Raw genomic sequence first — 18361 nt, forward strand, 5'->3', positions numbered from 1 at the left:
GTTCAGGCGCCGTGGGTCGGGCGCGCGGGCGGGATGGGCAGCTGGCCCAGGCCCGCCTTGGTGAAGGCGTTGCGCCGCGGCTCGGAAGTGATCTTCAGGGCCGACGCGCAGGTCAGGTTCACCGGCTCCCAGCGGAGTTCGCCGTTGGTCTGCGACAGCTTGTGCAGCTGGATGCGCATCGTGTACGAGTACGTCCCCGGGCGGGACGTGTCGACCGACGCCGACCAGTACCAGCCGTCGGTCACCATGTCGGGGGAGCCGTACTCCGCCGGATACATGATCTTCGCGTCCACGGCCTCGCCGTAGATGTCGGTGATCACCGGCGCCGGGGGACTGGCCGCCGCCGTGGCGTCCTCGGTGACGACCTGGCCCATGACGTCCACGATCTTCTGCCCGGACATCCGGCCCCGGGTGCGCCGGGTCGTCTTGACCCGGGTGCCCACGCTCCGCCGGATGCGGTTGAGCTCCGCGGCGGCGTCGGCGCCCGGCACCGTCGACTTGGCGGCCAGCTCCTGCAGTTCGGCCAGGGCCTGCTCGTCGGTCTGCCGCGCCCGCTCGACCTCGTAACCGCGCGGAACGGTCGGCGGGATGGAACCCAGGCTGTACGGCAGCCAGTTGAGGACCTGCTCACTGGCCTGCGAGCCGTCCCGCCAGTACGAGCCGTTGATCGCGGTCACCAGCTCGCCGGTCCCCTGGTTCTCGGAGCCGTGCAGCTTCATGTTGTCGAACAGATAGGTGTTGCCTTCGAGCGTGCTGGTGGCCAGCGCGTTGCCGACGTCCACGAGCACGATGATCGCCAACTGTTGGGGCATGATTCCGCCTTCGTCGTCGTTCCCGGCTTTGCCGTCGTCGTGCCGACCGCTACTGACACATCAACGCGGGTGAATCGATGGTCATGACGCTGTTGGCGCCCTCGTACATCTGGAGCTCGAGGCGGTACTGGTAGGGCACGCCCGGGGTCATCCAGTGCGGCACGACGCCGGTCCACACGTCGAGGTCGAGCTTGTCGCCGTCCTGCTCCTGGGAGCCGTGGGCCTGGTGGGGCTGGGGGGTTTGGTGTGCCTGTGCCTGGGGTGTCTGGTGGGGCTGTTGCGCTTGCGGGGCGGCCTGGGTGCCTGTCGCGCCGGGCCCGGGGGCCGGTACGGCCGTGCCCATGCCGGGGGCGCTGGGCGTGGCGGTACCGACACCGACCCGGGTGTCGTGCCCCTGCTGCCCGGCGGCGTAGCCCTGCTGGCCGGACTGGCCCTGATAGCCGGGCAGCCCCTGCTGTCCCTGCTGACCCGGCTGTCCCTGCCGGCCCTCGACGGGCGCGAACGAGATGCTCTTGATCTCCACCGGGGTCTGCAGGTCGACGGCGAGCGCGGTCCAGGACACGACCTGGCCGGGCTTGACGACGGTGACGAGGTTCGGCGTGCCCTGGTGGGTGCTGTCGAACGCGCTGTCGTCCACCATGCAGAGGTTGCCGTCGTACAGCGACTTGATCGACAGCGCTCCGATGACGTCGACGACGGCGATGATGTTCACCTGCGACTTCATTCCGCTCCTGTTCATTCCACTCCCTGTTTTTGCCGGTCCCGCCGGCAGCTAGCCGCGGTCCCGGACCAGCGGGACCTTTCCGACGGCGGTCCGCTCGATCTCGGCGGACAGCCTGGGCACGAACTTGAGCTGGAGGGCGTATCCGGTCTTCTCGACCGACGCGGCGTTCGCCTCGCCGTGGTTGAACAGCGACAGGGCGCGCGGCAGCGCGTTCACGAAGACCTGCTGGAGCCCGTAGGGGCCGAGCATCGTGTCGGCGCGATAGGTCAGCCCGAGCACGTCGTCGACCGCCGCGTACAGCGTGATCGTCCGGCCCTCCCGGTGGTTGACGAACTGGACGTCGTGCGCCACCGCGTCCAGGTCCACCACGTCGGCCGCCTTCAGCTCGTCGCGCAGCGCCGCATAGGCCCGCGCACCCGAGTACTGGCTGTCGTTGATGTGCAGCACGTCCCCGGTGCGGCCCGCGAACTCGAACTGCCGGGTCTTCAGGCCGGGGCCGTCCGTGCGCGGCCGCTGGATCATCCGGTCGCCCAGCTTCAGGCGCAGCAGCGGCGTCTCGTGCGCGTGCAGGCGGGTGACGACGAGCTCGCCCTCCTCGCCCTCGGGGACCTGGCGGCCCTCCTCGTCGACGATCTCGATGAAGTGCAGCCCCGGCACCGCGGACAGCCAGGGCGACGCGGCGTCGAGCTGCAGGCCGATGGTCTCCGCCTGGGTGGCCGCGAAGTAGCTCAGGATCGCGAGGTTCGGGTACAGCGCCTGCAGCTCCACCCGCTTGCGCTGCGGCAGCACACCGCTGCCATACAGGGCGACGCGGAAGCTGTCGCGGTACTCCTGGCGCATGCCCGCGCCCAGCTCGGCGAGGATCGCGATGCCCGCGGAGATGCCCATCAGGGCCTTGGGGCCCCGGTAGGAGAACATGTGCTCAAGGACGGGCGCGGTGACGGGCCCGGCGCCCACGTAGTTGACGCCCGGCACGTGCTGCAGCACGCCGCCGACCATGGTGCCGCTGCTCCACATCTGGTAGTCCGCCAGCGTGGTGAACAGCCACTTGGGATCGGTGCCCGCGAGGTGCCCGGCGAGTTGGTAGGCCCCCATGAAGCGGCCCGCGATCTCGTATGTGTCCTTCAACTCCCGCAATGCGTACACGACTTCCAGCGGCCTGCCGCCGCTGGTGCCGCCGCTGGCGACGATCTCGAACTCGCCGCGGGTGAGCGGCACCACCATGCCGGGACGCGTGTCCATGAAGAAGTCGCGCTGGACGTCCTTGTCCGACAGCGGTATGCGCTGCCACTCCTCGTACGTCTCGGGGGCGTGCGTGATGCCGGCGCCGCGCAGCCGCTCCCGCCACAGCGGGTTGAGCAGCACGGTGTTCACCATCTGCTGGAGGCGGCGCAGTACGACCGCGTCCTGGACGTCGTGCGGGATCTCGCTGTACAGCGTCTGGCAGACCCGCTCGCACTCGCGCATCTTGCTCGCGAAGGAGGGGAGCACGGTGACGGCTTCGACGGATTCCGGTTGCAGCTCCCAGTCGGGGATGAGCCAGTTGGCCAGCTCGCGGGCGCCGCTGGGATCGGGTGCGGGCGGTGGAACATGCGTTGCCTGTGGAGCGTGAGATGTACTCAACATCCGTCCCCTCTACGCTTTTTCTGTTCCCTCTTCGCCGACGAGCAGGTCCCGGGCTGTCCTTTTGATTTCGGAAAGCAGCATCCGGAAGTGCTCACCGGTTATCTGGTGGTTCATCATGACCACGCGCAGCGCCGCCACACCGTCGACGTTCACCTTCGAGATGAAGAAGTTCCCCTCGAATTTGATGCGGTTCCTGATGGCGATCTGCAGGCGGTGCACATCCTTTTTGTCGAGGCCGGCCGGATGGTAGCGGAAGCAGAGAATGTTCGCTTCCGGGCGGTGCAGGGTCTCGAAGTCGGGGTCGGCCCGCACGACGTCGTGGGCCTCCCGCGTCAACTGGCACAGATACTCGATCTTCTCCGCGAACAGGGCCCGCCCGTAAATGGCCCACAGCGCCCAGAGAGTCATGATCATCGGGCGCTTCGTGCACTCGAAGTTCTTTCCACCGCTGTCGAACGCGGTGTAGACGTCCTGCTCCTCCTCGAAGACGTAACTGGCCTTCTGCCGGAATGCCGAGAGCGCGGTCTCCTTGTTCCGGTAGAACAGCATCGTGCAGGGCGCGGGCACGAACATCATCTTGTGCGCGTCCCAGGTCAGGGAATCGGCCTTCTCGATTCCGCGGAGCCGGTCGCGGAGGGTGTCCGAGACGAGCAGGCTCGCGCCGTGCGCGCCGTCGATGTGCAGCCAGAGGTCCTTCTCGCGGGCCACTTCGGCGAGTTCGTCGATCGGGTCGAAGGCGCCCACCGACGTACTGCCCGCCGAGGCGACCAGGCAGAACACCTTGAGGTTCTGCCGCTCGGCGGCCTCCAGGGTGGCGCGCACCTCGCCCGGGCAGATCTGCTGCTGCCGGTTGAGCGGCAGCCGTACGAGCTGGGCGTCGCCGATGCCGAGGACGCCGGCCGCCCGCGCCACGCTGTAGTGGACGTCCGCGCCCACGGCGATGGCCGGCCTGGGCTGCCCGCGCACCGCGGAACCCCCCTGTGACCAGTAGCCGGGCAGCTTCTCGTTCCTGGCCGCCAGCAGGGCCGTCAGGTTGGCCAGCGAGCCGCCCGACGTCGTGATCATGGTGAAGCGGTCCGGGTCCCACCCGATGAAGCGGTTCAGCTCGTCGGCCATGATCCGCTCCACGGCGTTGGGCAACTGGCCCGCCTCGTAGAACGACGCCGGCTGGTTGACCACGGAGCTGACGAAGTCGATGACACCGGCGAGCGGTACGACGCCGGAGAACTGCCGCCCCATGTAGCCGGGGGAGTGCACCTGGATGCCCGTCCGGACGTACAGGTCGATGATCCCCGCGAGACGCTCCTCGTCGAAGGCGGTGATCCTGTCGTGCTCGGTCGTCATGAGAGCCCGCGCGGCCCGGGACAGCGTCGCGGGCTCGATCAGTTCAAGGCCCCTGATCGAAAGGTCCGACAGATGTTTCTCCAGTTTCGCGAGAGCGGTCTCCGAGTGCTCACGGAACTGCTGCGGATCAAAGGCTTCGAGCAGTAGTCCACTCCGGTCCGACAGTGAGCCCCTCCGCTCCGATTCGGGATCGCTCGATCGAGATTCCGTCACTAGGGTCCCCCCTTGGAAAGCCCCCGTGTAACCCGACATGGATGTTCCGGCGCGCGGCGGCCGGACGGGGGCAGGTTTCATCGAGCGGGAGAGCATCGGCTTCCGGCCGGCTGGTCAAACCGGACGGTAACTGTTTCCGGCGGCGCGCGTTCGCGCCGGCCGCACGGATTCCCCCTCGAATGCGTCTGCGCGCACAGCTGTTATCTCTCCGGCATGGTCAGTGCCTGCCCCCACGACAACAACCGTAAGCGGTGCCGATTCAACGAGAAATCGAAAATCCGGGGTCTGTCCGAAAGAGGGCGCGGACCACCTGATGGTTTGTCAATCAACCGCTGCCCCACGCGTATCCGCAGGCATCGGGGGCTCCGGCCCCGCTCCCCCGTTTTCGGACACCATGCCGACGGCATGTGCGGGGCAGATAGGCAGAAAGGCAGGACGGAAGGCGGGTCGGGGGTGGCGCAACCCCTTTCCTGCCATTTTCCGCCCCGCTCGCGGGGGAGATCCCCTCGCCTCCGTGCGGCGTCCCGTTCGGGGCGGGTATCACCCGCTCCGTCACGGGGATCCGGCCACGGGAGGCCTGCGGCGGACGTGAATATCGAACGGGGCACCGGTGGCGCGCGGGGTGGGGGGGGGGGGGCGGGCGGGGGGGGGGGCGGGGGCCCGCCCCCCCCCCGCTCCTCCCCCGGACGGTGGGGCGCGCCGTGGGCGGCACGCCGGGTGGTGACGGTCCCGACGGGGTCAGGAACTCGTCGCGTCGGAGGGCGCGCAGCGGTAGAGGGTCTGCGCGGGGGCGGTCGGGGCGGCACCGTCTCGCGTGCCGGCGTCGCCGGTCCCTCCGTACGCGCGCGGGTCGACCTCGGCGCAGGCCGACGTCACCCAGGAGCTGATCGTCGACGCCTTCGTGCGCTCGCCGCTCACCAGCGCGAAGCGGATGTCGCCGGTGGCGACGAGCTCCCGGTACTCGGTGAGCGTGACGGCCTCCGAGTGCATCCCTGTGAGCGGCAGGACGGGCGTGCCCTCGGCGTAGATGTACGGGGCCGCGGTACTCCAAGTCTCCGTGGACATGGGGTATTTCGCGGTGCCGTCGTGCTCCTGGACGTAATCGAGGAGCCTGCCCTGGGCGGGTGTCAGGGTGGTGCGCACGTCCCGGCCCACGAGGCCCATGCCGTCGGCGTCCCCGCTCACGCCGGGCCGGTGGCTGATGGACGGCTTCCCCGACGGCACCCCGGCCGGCAGCGGCCCCGCCGAGGCGTCGAACGCCGAACCCGCACGCCGCTCGTCCAGCACCGACAGAGACCACGTGGTCGGTGCGGCGAACATGGCCACACACCCGGCCAGCAGTCCGACGACGCCGACACGGCGGGCGGCCCCGCCACCCGAGCCGTGGCGCGGTCCGAGAGTGAGGACGGCGGTGAGCGCGGCCACGATGATCACCGGGATGAGCCAGGGCGCGAAGTCCGTGTAGTCGGAGGCGAGATGGACGGCCCAGGCCGTCTGGGCGGCGATGACCGCGGGCAGCACCCAGACCCGTCCGCCGCCCCCCGCCGTGCGGTGCGCACGCCACAGCGCGACGGTTCCGGCGGCGGACAGCGCAGCGAGCGGAGGCGCGAGGGGAGCCAGATAGGCGGTGTGGGGGAAGTCGAAGGAGCTGAGCAGCGCGCCGACACCGACCAGCCAGACGCCCCACATCACGTAGCCGACGCGTGCCCGGTCGGTGCGCGGGCCCGTGCGGTGCCGTATCAGGCCGAGGACCAGGGCGCACAGCGCGAGGGGGTACAGCCAGCCGATCTGCGGGGTGAACCGCGAGCTGTCGAAGAGCTTGAGCGCGCTGGTCGACCCGTCGTCGGGCGGCACGTTGCTCTCGTGGCCGCTGCCGGCGCCCGGTCCGGCTGCGCCGGTGTCCGGACCCCGCCCGGCGTCGTCCGCGCCGTCACGCCCCTGGGGCGGAGCCTGGTCCCGCCCCGGCTCCCGCTCCTGGGGCCCGGGTGCCGTGCGCCCGCCCCCACCGTCCGCGTCCGCCAGGGCCGCCCCGTCGATCAGCCCCGCGTGCAGCCGGTTGAAGCCGTTGTAGCCGAAGACCATGGCGGCCGCGCTGTTGTCCGTGGAGCCGTCCACGTACGGGCGGTCGCTCTCCGGCGTGAACGTCATCAGGGCCACCCACGACAGCGACACGGAGAACATCACGACGCCCGCCACCACCAACTGGCCGATCCTGCGCCGCAGCCGGACCGGCGCCGCCACCAGATAGCCCACGAAGAGCGCGGGCACGATGATCCAGGCCTCCATCATCTTCGCCTGGAAGCCGAGCCCGACCCAGAGCGCGCTCAGCAGCAGCGACCGCAGCCGGGCGGTGCCCACCGCCTTCTGGTACTGGTCGGCGGCGAGCACGAGGCACATGGTGAGCGAGCCGTCGAGCATCGCGTGGCCGAACATGGACGCCACCACGGGCGTCACCGTCAGCAGCCCCGCGGCGAGCAGCCCGGCGGCGGGCCCCTGCCAGCGGCGTACCATCCGGTACATCACCAGGACGGAGATGACGCCCATGACGCACTGGGGCAGCGTCAGCGCCCAGTCGTGGAAGCCGAAGATCCGCGCCGAGAGTGCCTGCGGCCACAGGAAGCCGCCGATCTTGTCCAGGGTGAGCGTGGCGGACGGATCGACGCTGGTGAACAGGAACGCCTCCCAGCTCACCGACATGCTGCGCGCGGCCACCGAGTAGTAGGGGGCGAAGCCGCTGCTGGTGATGTTCCACGTGTAGAGCAGCGCGGCGAGCGTGGCGATGCCGAGGAGCGCGGGCCTGGCCCACGCCGGCTGGCCGGCGGGGGAGCGCCAGAACACCAGCCGGCGCCGTGACGACGGGCCAGGGGAGGGGCAGGTCGTGCCGGTCGCGGTCGTCGTGAGAGACGTCATGGCCATGCTTCTACCGGTACGGGGTTGTCCGGGGTCGGCCACCACGCACCGGACAACAACCCCCGGACAACAACCCCCGGGCAACGGCTGCCGGTTGGCGCGGTCGGCCCGATGGCGGTGGTTGCGTCAGCGCACGCACGCTCTGCGGGGCCACTCGCTGCCCGGGTCGCCGAGGTACCGGGCGCGTTCCTGGCGGCTGAGGTCCCTTCGCAGGGAGCGGCAGATCCGGTCGACCGCTTCGTCGGCGTTGCGGAGGACGCCCCACAGGCGCAGGGTGCCGTCGTCGCCGCCGCTGGCGACGGTGTGGCCGTCGGGGCTGAACGCGACGGACCAGACCGTGCCCTCGTGCCCGGAGAGCACCGAGTTCCGCAGCCCGGTGGCCGCGTCCCACAGTCGTACCGTGCCGTCCCGGTCCCCGCCGGCGACCGTCCGCCCGTCCGGGCTGAACGTCAGCGACTGCGCGCCGCGCCGCTGCCCGGTGCCGGTCAGCGTGGCGCGGGCCACCCCCGTGGCCGTGTCCCACAGCCGCACCGTGCCGTTCCCGCTGCCGGCGGCGACGGTGCGCCCGTCCGGGCTGAACGCCACCGTCCGCACCGCGGACCCGGTGCCGGTGCGGATGGTGCGGGTCTTCCCCGTGGCGGCGTCCCACAGGCGCAGGGCCCCTGTGTCGCCGCCGACGGCGACGGTGTGCCCGTCGGCGCCGAACGCCACGGACCACACCGTGCCCGGGTGCCCGTCCGACACACCCCGGGTCTCGCCGGTCGCCGCGTTCCACAGGCGTACGGTCCCGTCGTCGCCGCCGCCCGCGACGGTGCGCCCGTCGGGGCTGAACGCCACCGAGCGCACACGCTTGTGATGGCCCGTCAGCGTGGCCCGGGCCTCGCCGGTCGCCGCGTTCCAGAGGCGCACGGTCCCGTCGTCGCCGCCGGCGGCGACAGTGCGTCCGTCGGGGGCGAACGCCACGGACCGCACCGGCCCCCGGTGCCCCGTCAGCACTTCCCGCACCCTGCCGTTGGCGGCGTCCCACAGACGTACGGTTCCGTCGCGGGCGGCACCGGCCACCGTGCGCCCGCCCGGGCTGAACGCCACCGACTCCACCGGACCCTGCCGCCCCGGCACCGCGATGCGCTCCTTGCCGGTGGCCACCGCCCACAGCCGCACCGTCCCGTCGCGGCCGCCGCTGACCACCGTGGCACCGTCCGGGCTGAACGCCGCCGCCGACACCGTGCCCCGGTGCCCGGCCAGCACGGCACGAAGTGACCCGGTCGCCGCGTCCCACAGCCGTACCGTGCCGTCGTGCCCGCCGCTGAGCACCGTGCGGCGGTCGGGGCTGAACGCCACCGATTCGGCGTCCCTGCGGCGTTCGGCGAGCGCGGCGCGCTCCTTGCCGGTGGCCACCGCCCACACCCGCACCGTCCCGTCGCGGGCCCCGCCGGTCACCGTACGGCCGTCGGGGCTGAATGCCACCGACTCCACGGCGCTGCGCCGCCCGGTCTCCGTGACGCGCGTCCCGCCGGTCCTCGTGTTCCGCAGCCGTACGGTCCCGTCACGTCCGCCGCTGGCCACTGTCCGCCCGTCCGGGCTGAACGCCAGTGCGGAGACCGCTCCCTGATGGCTCGTCACCGAGCGGAGTTTCTTGCCTGTCGCTCGTGACCACAGCCGTACGCCGCCGTCCTGTCCGCCGCCCGCCACCGTACGGCCGTCCGGACTGAACGCCACCGCCCCCACGCCCCCTCGCCCCCCGGCCGTCATGACGCGCGACGCCCCGGTGGCGGTGTTCCACAGGCGTACGGTTCCGTCGTCGCCACCGCCCACGACGGCGTGCCCGTCCGGGCCGAACGCCACGGACGACACCGGGCCCCGATGCCCCTTCAACACCTTCAGCGGCTTGCCCGTCACCGCGTTCCACAGGCGTACGGTGCCGTCCCTGCCCCCGCTCGCCACCGTCCGCCCGTCGGCGGAGAACGCCACCGCCCGCACATCGCCCCGGTGCCCGGTCATGCGCTGCTGGAGCGGGAGCGAGGCCGCGGTGAACAGGCCTGCGGTCGCCTCGGCGGTCGGGCGGACGCGGTAGGCGTGCACCGCGAGGAGCGAGGCGAGGTCGGGGTCCTCGGAGAGGAGCGCCGCCGACTGCGCCGCGAGCTGCCGCGACAGGGCGCTGCGCTGCTCGGCGACGGCCTCGCGCCGGTGACCTTCGCTGGTCCGGTACTGGTCCCAGGCGAGCAGGCCGGAGAGGAGCGCGAGCAGGAGCAGGACGGACAGGGCGAAGGTGAGCCGGCGCAGCCGCCGCGTGGTGCGGGCCGCGGCCAGCCGCTCGCGGTCGCGCGCCAGGCCGCTCGCCGTGAGGAACTCCCGCTCCAGGGACGTCAGTTCGCTGCCCGCGTCCCCGAAGGACTCCTCGGCCGCGTCGAGCCGCGTACCCCGGTACAGCGCCCCCGCGTCGCGGCGCTCCCGGTCCCACGCGGTCGCCGCGTCGCTCAGCCGCTGGCGCAGCAGCAGCCCCGCGCGGTCCTCGTCGATCCAGTGCCGCAGCCGCGGCCAGGCCTCCAGCAGCGCCTCGTGCGTGAGCTCGACCGTCTCCGTGTCCAGGGTGATCAGCCGGGCCCCGGCCAGCGCGTCGAGGACCGCCCGCACGTCGGCGGGGCCCGTGCCGAGGAGGTCCAGGTGGTCCAGGCCGGCGCGGGCGAGGCGGCGCCGGGTGGCGTCGGTGCCCTCGCCGATCGCGACGAGGCGCAGCAGGAGGGCCCGGGCCAGCCGCCGCTGCCCGTCGTCGAGCCCGGCGAACACCGCCTCCGCGGTCTGCGCCAGGGCGTGCCGGATGCCGCCCGCGGCCTCGTACCCGGAGAGGGACAGCGTGCTGCCCCGTCGGCGGCGCCAGGTCTCGCGCAGGGCGTGGGAGACCAGCGGCAGCGCGGTGGTGCGGCCGGTGGCGTCGGCGATCACGCGGGCGAGCAGCGCCCCTTCGACGCTGCAGCCCGCGCGTGCGGCGGGCCGGCTGATCGCGCGGCGCAGCTCGTCGGTGGTCATCGGCCCCACCAGCAACTGGGCGTCGCGCAACGCCTCGACGAGGTCCGGATGGCGCGCGCAGCGTGCGTAGAAGTCGGCGCGCACGCCAATTACGACGCGGGTGCGGCTGTTGGGCGCCCGGGCCGCCGTGAGCAGCGCGGTGATGAACCGCGTACGTTCCCGTGCGTCGGCGCAGAGCGTGAAGATCTCCTCGAACTGGTCGGCCACCAGCAGGAGTTCAACCTCTGCCGGTCGGCCTGCCAGCGCCTTCAGGACGGTCAGATGCAGCGCTCGCGGATCCGTCGCCAGATCCCTGCGCAGCGCGGTCGCCGAGCCGTCGGTAACGGCGGCGAGCCGGGCGGCGCACTCCTCCAGGGGATGGGCCCCGGGCGCGAACAGAACGGTGACCCATCCGGGCCCGGCCCCGGCACCTTCCCGTATGCGAGGCAGCAGCCCGGCCCGCAGCAGCGACGACTTGCCCGACCCGGAGGCGCCGAACACGGCGAGGAAGCGGCGGGAACCTACCCGGTCGACCAGGTCGTCGGTCAGCTGCTCACGGCCGAAGAACCAGTCCGCGTCCTCCGGCTGGAAGGCGGCGAGCCCCACATAGGGGGCGCGCCGCTCACCCTCCCCGGCGTCGGGCGCCCCGGCCGCGAGCCGCGCGCCGAGTGCGCGCCACCGGTCTTCCCAGGCGGCCACGTCCCCGCCGCAGGCCCGCACGTAGGCGAGGGTCACCGGCAGGCTCGGCAGCCGGCGGCCGCTCGCCGCGTCGGCCAGCGTCGTCGAGGAGTAGTGGGCGTCGCGGGCAAGGCGGCGGTACGGCGGACTGCCCGCCTTCTCCCGTAACCGCCGCAGGTCGGCCGCGAACTCGGTCAGCACGCCACCGTCGTCCTCCAGCGGACGCTCACCCCGCGGCACCGCCACCACCCCCGCCCCTCATTGTCCGGCCGGGCCGCCCACCACCGAGCCACCGGAACCGGACAATCCGACAGGCAACCGCCGGCTGGTCACGGCATCAGGAGGCGCCGTCGATGACGAAGCTGGTGACCGACTCGGCCGGGACGGTGAACGTCGCCCGCCCGTCCGCGACCGGCACGGGCTCCCGCTCGTCGAGTGCTCCGCTCGCGCTGGTGACGATCGGGGTCATGGTGGCGTCCGGTGAGACGTTCGCGAACTCGGAGAGGTCCACCGTCACCGTCCGCTCCTCTCCGGTGGAGTTGACGTGGACGACGGTGGCTCCGTCCCCGTCGGCGCGGAGAGCCGCCGCGCTGGAGGTGTCGTCCACCGTGACGAGGCGGTCGCCGGGCCGGATGGTGTGGGTGAAGTTGCGGGCGGTGTCGAACTTGGTGTTGGTCCTGATCGGGCAGGTCTTCAGGGTGTCCTTGGCGGTGCAGTCGAAGGGGAGCTGGATGCTGCCCCAGTTGCCGCCCCTCGCGCTCTCGCCGCCGGGCTTCATGTTGTTGTAGTCCTCGACGGGCTGCCAGAACACCCAGGCCGACGGCTCCAGTTCGCGCAGGTCGTCGACCATGTGCTGGGCGAGACCGAGGCCGGACTTCATGTCGGTGAAGTCCTGGCCGTCCGGGTCCCACTCCCCTTCGACCTCGCTCATCCACAGCGGCTTCTCCGCCGCCTTCGCCAAGTCCCGTACGGCGGTGCGCCCTTGGGTGCCGTACGTGTGGACGTTGAGCTGGTGGACGAGGTCGCGGACCTCGGCGGGGTAGGAGTTCCAGTTCTTGGCGAACAGGGTGGGGTTGGTCTCGTCCATCGCGGAGATCTTCGCGTCCGTACGGGACTTCGCCAGCGCCGGGGCGAGCGCGCGGATCACCTTCTGCTGGAGTCCGGGGCCGATGTGCGCGCCCTCCTGGCGTCCGCCGACGGGCCGGCCGTCGGGACCGAGGCGGGTGCTCCAGTAGCTGGTGTTGGGCTCGTTGAAGGGGTCGATCGTGTCGACCTCGATCCCGTGCGCCTTCTCCAGGCGTTCGGTGGCGCCCGTGAGATACGCGGCGAAGTCGTCGACGGACTCCGTCTTGAGCTGGTCCTCCGTGGCGTCGAAGCCACCGGAGACGTAGCCGCTCTTCGTCATGAACCACGGCGGAGAGTTGCTGAACGTCTCCCAGTGGTCGATCTCGCCCTTGATCCGGTCGACCCACCACCGCTGCGTCCGGTCGGCGCGGCGGTTCCAGTCGGCCGGGTCGTCCGGGTCCCACCAGCCGGTGTCCTCGCGGGTGGTGCCCGCCGGCGCCTTCCACCAGCCCTGGACGGCCCCGCCGGGGCGCAGGTAGTCCTTGACGTCGGGGGCGTTGCCGCCACCGATGTTGTAGCGGGCGATGTTGAGCCCGAGCCCGCTGTCGCCGAAGACGAGGTCGGCGAGCTTCTCGCGGACCTCGGCCGGGTAGCCCCCGGTGGCGTTGGCGAACCAGACGAGACTGGTGCCCCAGCCCTCGAACTCCTCCTGCGCCAGGGCCGGATCGGGCCGGACGGTGACGGATGCGGCGGTGCCGTCCTCCGTCGCGGCGGACGACAGGGGCGGTGTCGCGCCGAGGGTGGTCGTGGTGACCAGGGCCGTGGTGCCGAGGGCCGTGAGCAGCCGCGTACGACGTGTGCGGTGTGCCATTGCGTTCCCTTCCGAGGCGGCGTCAGCGTTACGTGACGTTCAGGGGTTGACCGGGCCCAGGTCGGGGGTGTCCACGAGGTGGGCGCGGGTACCGGTGGTGGCCTGCAGCTCCAGGAGGACGAGCTCGTTCGGGCCCGGGCGCAGGACGGGCGCGGGGACGTACAGCGTGCGCTGCGGTCCGCGGTTCCAGTAGCGGCCGAGGTGGAAGCCGTTGACCCAGGCCTGGCCCTTCGTCCAGCCCGGCAGGGAGAGGAACGTGTCGGCGGGCGAGGCCACGTCGAAGGTGCCGCGGTGGAAGGCGGGCACGGAGTCGGTGGTGGCGTCGGACGGTGTGAAGGGCACGGCCGACAAGTCGTCCAGTGCCAGCGGGTGGCAGTCCCAGCCGCGCAGGACGGTGCCGTTGAACGCGACGGGCCCCAGCAGGCCCTTGGGCGCGCCGATCCGGGGGCCGTAGTTGACCCCGCCCATGTTCTCCACGAGCACGTCGAGCGCCGCCCCCGGGCGCGCCACCCGTACCGGCAGGCTCTCCTCGTGGCGCTCGCGTTCGAGTACGCCGACGGGCGCGCCGTCGACGAAGACCTGGGCACGGTCGCCGACACCGCCGGAGAAGTGCAGCAGACCGTCGCCCGCCGCGGGCACGGTGGTGCGGTAGAGCACGTACCCGGCCCGCAGCCCGAGTCCGTCCATCGGCACGGGCAGGTCCGCCCGTACGGGCTCGGCGAGAGCGCGCGCGTACGGCAGGAGCGGTGCACGGTGCGTCAACTCCACCGCCCGCGGCGGCAGTTTGGGGCCGGGCGCCGGGACCGGCTCGTCCGGCACCGGGGTGTGGCGGGCGATGACCTCGCGGAACGCGTGGTACTTCGGGCCGGGGTCGCCGGACTCGGTGAGCGGGGCGTCGTAGTCGTAGGAGGTGACGACGGGGGAGTAGGCGTGGTCGTGGTTGGCGCCGTTGGTGAAGGCGAAGTTGGTGCCGCCGTGGAACATGTAGATGTTGACCGAGGCGCCCGCCGAGAGCAGCGCGTCGAGGTCGGCGGCGGCGTCGGCCGAGTCCCGCACGTGGTGCGGCTCGCCCCAGTGGTCGAACCAGCCGATCCAGAACTCCGCGCACATCAGCGGCCGTTCGGGCTGGTGCTCGCGCAGGCGCGCCAGCGAAGGGGTGACGCGGCTGCCGAAGGTGCCGGTCGCGAGCGTGCCGGGCAGGGTGCCGGCCGCCAGGTGCTCGGCGTCGGTCTGGTCGCAGGTGAACAGCATCTCCTCGACGCCGCGTGAGCGCAGGGCCAGTTCCAGGTGTTTCAGGTACGCGGTGTCGTTGCCGTAGGCCCCGTACTCGTTCTCCACCTGGACGGCGATCACCGGGCCGCCCGACGCCGCCATGTGCGGCAGCAGCGCGGGAAGGAGCAGGTCGAGGTAGCGGTCGAAGGCGTCCGTGAACCGGGGATCGCTGCTGCGCGGCTTGATGTCCGGGTCCGCGGTGAGCCACGCGGGCAGTCCGCCGCCGTCCCACTCGGCGCAGATGTACGGTCCCGGCCGCAGGAGGACGTGCAGGCCTTCGGCCTGGGCGAGCCGCAGGTATTCCGGCAGGTCGAGGAGGCCGTCGAGGACGACAGGACCGTCCGGGCCGGGCTGGTGGAGGTTCCACGGGACGTACGTCTCCACCGTGTTGAGGCCCATGAAGCGGGCCTTGCGCAGCCGGTCGGCCCACTGGCCGGGGTGGACGCGGAAGTAGTGCATCGCGCCGGAGACGATCCGGAACGGCTCGCCGTGCAGGAGGAAACCGTCGGACGTCGTGGTCAGTGCGGGCATGCGGGATCTTTCCTTCGGCTACGGGAGTGTTCGTGAGGGGGGCTATTCCTTGACGCTGCCCGCGGCCAGACCGGACTGCCAGTACCTCTGGAGCAGCAGGAACGCGGCGATCAGCGGGAGGATGGTGAGGACCGATCCGGTGATCACCAGATGGAAGACGGGCTGGCCGCCGGCCGTCGCCGCCTGCGCGTTCCAGGCGTTGAGGCCGAGGGGCAGCGGGTACCAGTCCGGGTCCTTGATCATGATGAGCGGCAGGAAATAGTTGTTCCAGGTGTGCACCATCGTGAAGAGGAGGACCGTCACGATGCCCGGTGCCAGCTGCGGCAGGCACACCCGCAAGAAGATGCGCAGCTCACCGGCGCCGTCCATGCGGGCGGCCTCCATCAGCTCGGTCGGAATGGCCTCGGTGGCGAAGACCCACATCAGATAGAGGCCGAACGGCGAGATGAGGGACGGGACGATGACCGCCCAGGGCGTGTTGGTCAGGCCCAGCTCGCTGAACATCAGGAAGGTGGGGATGGCGAGGGCGGTGCCGGGCACGGCGACCGCGCCGATGACGACCGCGAAGACCGCCCGCCTGCCGGGGAAGGCGAACTTGGCGAGGGCGTACCCGCCGAGGACCGCGAGGACGGTGGCGCCGCCCGCGCCGGCCACCACGTACAGGAGGGTGTTCAGGAGCCAGCGGGTGAAGACGCCGTCGTCGTAGGTGAACGTCTCGGTGATGTTGTCCCACAGCGCGAAGTCCCCGCCGAACCAGAGCCCGAAGGACGAGGCCAGGCCCTTCTGCGTCTTGGTGGCGCTGATCACCAGCCACACCAGCGGCAGCAGCGAGTACACCACCACGAGCCCGGTGAGCGCGGTCAGCAGCACGCTGCGGCGGGGCCGGGCGACGCTGTGCGGCCGCCGGGAGCGCAGCCGGGGGGCGGGGCTGGCCATGGTTCACGCTGCCTTTCGCATGCCGCGCAGCTGCACGACGTAGGCGACCACCATGGTGATCAGGCCCATGACGATGGCGACGGTCGCGGCGTAGTTCTGCTGCTGCCCGTTGAAGGAGAGCGAGTACGTGTAGAGGTTGGGGGTGTACGAGGTGGTGATGGCGTTCGGCGCCAGGTTCTGCAGGATGCTCGGCTCGTTGAAGAGCTGGAAGCTGCCGATGATCGAGAAGATGGTCGCGATGGCCAGCGCGCCCCGGATCGCGGGCAGTTTGATGGCGGTGATGACGCGGAGCTGCCCGGCGCCGTCGATCTCCGCGGCCTCGTACAACGAGTGGGGGATCACGCGCAGCGCGGAGTAGAAGATGAGCATGTTGTAGCCCGCGAACTCCCACGTGACGATGTTGCCGATGGACGCGAGGACGAGGTCCGGCGAGAGCGGGTCGGGCAGGGTGCTGTCCAGGGCGTCGTTCAGGTCTCCGACCAGGCCGAACCGCGTGCCGTAGAGGAAGCCCCACATCAGGGCGGCGACCACCGCGGGCACGGCGTACGGCAGGAAGATCGCGATCCGGAAGAAGCTCTTCCCGTACAGCCGGCCGCTGTCCAGCGCGAGCGCGACGAGCAGCGCGAGGCCCAGCATGATCGGCACCTGCACGGCGAGGAACAGCCCCACCCGCCCGACGCCCTCCCAGAACTCCGCGTCCTGCAAGGCCCGTTCGTAGTTGTCCAGGCCCACGAACGAGGTGCCGCCGATCAGCCGCTCCTGGAAGAGGCTCAGATAGACGGAGTACGCGATGGGGGCGAGGAAGACGAGCGCGAAGACGAGGGCGAACGGGCCGATGAACCCCCATCCGGTCCAGGAGCGGCGCGTCTTCCGTACGGGGGGCGTCTGTCGCGCGGGGGCCGGGCCCGCGGCCGCGGGTCGCAGAGTTGCCATGGTGTGTGGTGTGTCCTCGATAGGGCCGGGGCGGGCTACTTGACGGTGAAGCCCTGTTCCTTGCCGTACTTGACCGACGCGTCCTGCCAGGACTTCAGGCCCTGCCGCAGCGTGGTGCCGCTGACGTACGCCTTGCCGACGGTGTCGTTGAAGACGCTGTTCGCGTAGACCTGGTAGGGCAGGTAGGACCAGCCGGGCACGACCTGCTTCGCCGACTCGGCGAGGACCTGGTTGATCCGCTGGCCGCCGAAGTAGGCGACCTTCTTGTCCCGGAAGGCCCGGGAACCGAGGTGCTCGGTGGTGGCGGGGAACGTGCCCTGGTCGATGCGCGTCTGCACGCCCGCCTCGACCGTGGCGTACTTGAGGAAGGCGTACGCCAGGGCCTTCTTGTCGCTCGCCTGCGTGATGGCCAGCGAACTGCCGCCGTTCTCCGCGGACTTGGCGTCGCCGCTCGCCCACTGGGGCATGGGCGCCACACGCCACTTGCCCGCGGCGGCCTTGACCCCGGACTGCAGGCTGGACGGCATCCACGCGCCGATCACCAGCGTGGCGATGGTGCCATCCCCGAGGCCCTTGTACCACTCGTCGCTCCACGACGTGACGGGGGCGAGGAGCTTGTCGTCGATGAGCCGCTGCCAGGCCGCGGCGAACTTCCTGCTGCCCGCGTCGGCGAAGTCGACGCCGACGGCGGTGCCGTCGACGGTGTAGGGCTTGCCGCCTGCCTGCCAGATCATGCTGGTGGTGAAGCCCGCATCGCCGGTGTCGTTGGTGATGTACGCCTTGGGGTCCGCGGCGTGCAGCTTCTCGGCGGCGGCGAAGTACTCCTCCCAGGTCTCCGGCACCTTGATCCGGTGCTTGTCGAAGACTTCCTTGTTGTAGAACAGGGCCATCGGGCCGGAGTCCATCGGCAGCCCGTACACACCGTCGGTCCCGGCGCGCACCGCGTTCCAGGGGCCCGGCGTGAAGGCGCTCTTCAGCTTGTCCGCGCCCAGCTCGCTCAGGTCGGCGAGGGACTTGGCGAGCGTGAACTGCGGCAGCGCGTAGTACTCGATCATGGCGATGTCGGGGACGCCCTTGCCGGCCTTCACGGCGTTCTGCAGGGCGGTGTACTCGTCGATGTGGGTACCGGCGTTGACCAGGTCGACCTTCACCTTGGGGTACTTGGCCATGAAGTCCTTCGCGACCTGCTTCATCGGCTCGTTCCAGGTCCAGACCGTGAGGGTGCCGCCGGCCTCCAGCGCGGCCTTCAGGTCGGCGTCGGACAGCGGCTCGGCGCCCGAGCCGCCCTCGTCGGAGGAGCCGCAGGCCCCCGCGGTCAGCGAGACCGACAAGGCGGCGCCCATCAGCAGGGCCTGACGCCGGGATATGGCCATGGTGGTGTTCCCTTTCGTACGCGTGCGCGGTGCGGGGGAGACGGGAGTGGTCACGTAGACGGTGGTC

The 18361-nt window shown here is 71.4% G+C and carries 11 protein-coding genes; all 11 read right to left on the minus strand.

What is annotated here, in order from left to right:
* Nucleotides 1-2: 2 nt before the first annotated feature.
* Nucleotides 3-812 (minus strand): hypothetical protein, encoded by an 810-nt coding sequence (locus tag ACI2L3_RS33825; protein WP_404756233.1) that lies wholly within the window; start codon nt 810-812, stop codon nt 3-5.
* Nucleotides 813-861: 49 nt separating this feature from the next.
* Nucleotides 862-1551: a hypothetical protein gene (locus tag ACI2L3_RS33830; protein WP_404756234.1), complete on the minus strand. Its 690-nt coding sequence runs from the start codon at nt 1549-1551 to the stop codon at nt 862-864.
* 33 nt (nt 1552-1584) lie between these two features.
* Nucleotides 1585-3162, minus strand: coding sequence for a hypothetical protein (locus ACI2L3_RS33835; protein ID WP_404756235.1), 1578 nt, complete (start codon nt 3160-3162; stop codon nt 1585-1587).
* A 9-nt stretch (nt 3163-3171) separates the two neighbouring features.
* Nucleotides 3172-4719 carry a pyridoxal phosphate-dependent decarboxylase family protein gene (locus tag ACI2L3_RS33840; protein ID WP_404756236.1) on the minus strand — a complete coding sequence of 516 codons (1548 nt, stop codon included), beginning with the start codon at nt 4717-4719 and terminating at the stop codon, nt 3172-3174.
* Between the two features lie 738 nt (nt 4720-5457).
* Nucleotides 5458-7629 carry an ArnT family glycosyltransferase gene (locus ACI2L3_RS33845; RefSeq protein ID WP_404756237.1) on the minus strand — a complete coding sequence of 724 codons (2172 nt, stop codon included), beginning with the start codon at nt 7627-7629 and terminating at the stop codon, nt 5458-5460.
* 126 nt (nt 7630-7755) lie between these two features.
* Nucleotides 7756-11559 carry a hypothetical protein gene (locus ACI2L3_RS33850; RefSeq protein ID WP_404756238.1) on the minus strand — a complete coding sequence of 1268 codons (3804 nt, stop codon included), beginning with the start codon at nt 11557-11559 and terminating at the stop codon, nt 7756-7758.
* Between the two features lie 91 nt (nt 11560-11650).
* Nucleotides 11651-13249 (minus strand): glycoside hydrolase, encoded by a 1599-nt coding sequence (locus ACI2L3_RS33855; protein WP_404756239.1) that lies wholly within the window; start codon nt 13247-13249, stop codon nt 11651-11653.
* Nucleotides 13250-13288: 39 nt separating this feature from the next.
* Nucleotides 13289-15052, minus strand: a complete 1764-nt coding sequence (locus ACI2L3_RS33860) for a beta-galactosidase (protein WP_404756240.1) — start codon at nt 15050-15052, stop codon at nt 13289-13291.
* 42 nt (nt 15053-15094) lie between these two features.
* On the minus strand, nt 15095-15988 hold the full coding sequence (locus ACI2L3_RS33865; RefSeq protein ID WP_404756241.1) for a carbohydrate ABC transporter permease: 894 nt from the start codon (nt 15986-15988) through the stop codon (nt 15095-15097).
* A 3-nt stretch (nt 15989-15991) separates the two neighbouring features.
* Nucleotides 15992-16921, minus strand: a complete 930-nt coding sequence (locus tag ACI2L3_RS33870; protein ID WP_404756242.1) for a carbohydrate ABC transporter permease — start codon at nt 16919-16921, stop codon at nt 15992-15994.
* A gap of 35 nt (nt 16922-16956) precedes the next feature.
* On the minus strand, nt 16957-18294 hold the full coding sequence (locus ACI2L3_RS33875; RefSeq protein ID WP_404756243.1) for an ABC transporter substrate-binding protein: 1338 nt from the start codon (nt 18292-18294) through the stop codon (nt 16957-16959).
* Between the last annotated feature and the right edge of the window lie 67 nt (nt 18295-18361).

The sequence above is a fragment of the Streptomyces sp. NPDC029674 genome, from assembly GCF_044903205.1.
In the GTDB taxonomy this organism is placed as follows: Bacteria; Actinomycetota; Actinomycetes; order Streptomycetales; family Streptomycetaceae; genus Streptomyces.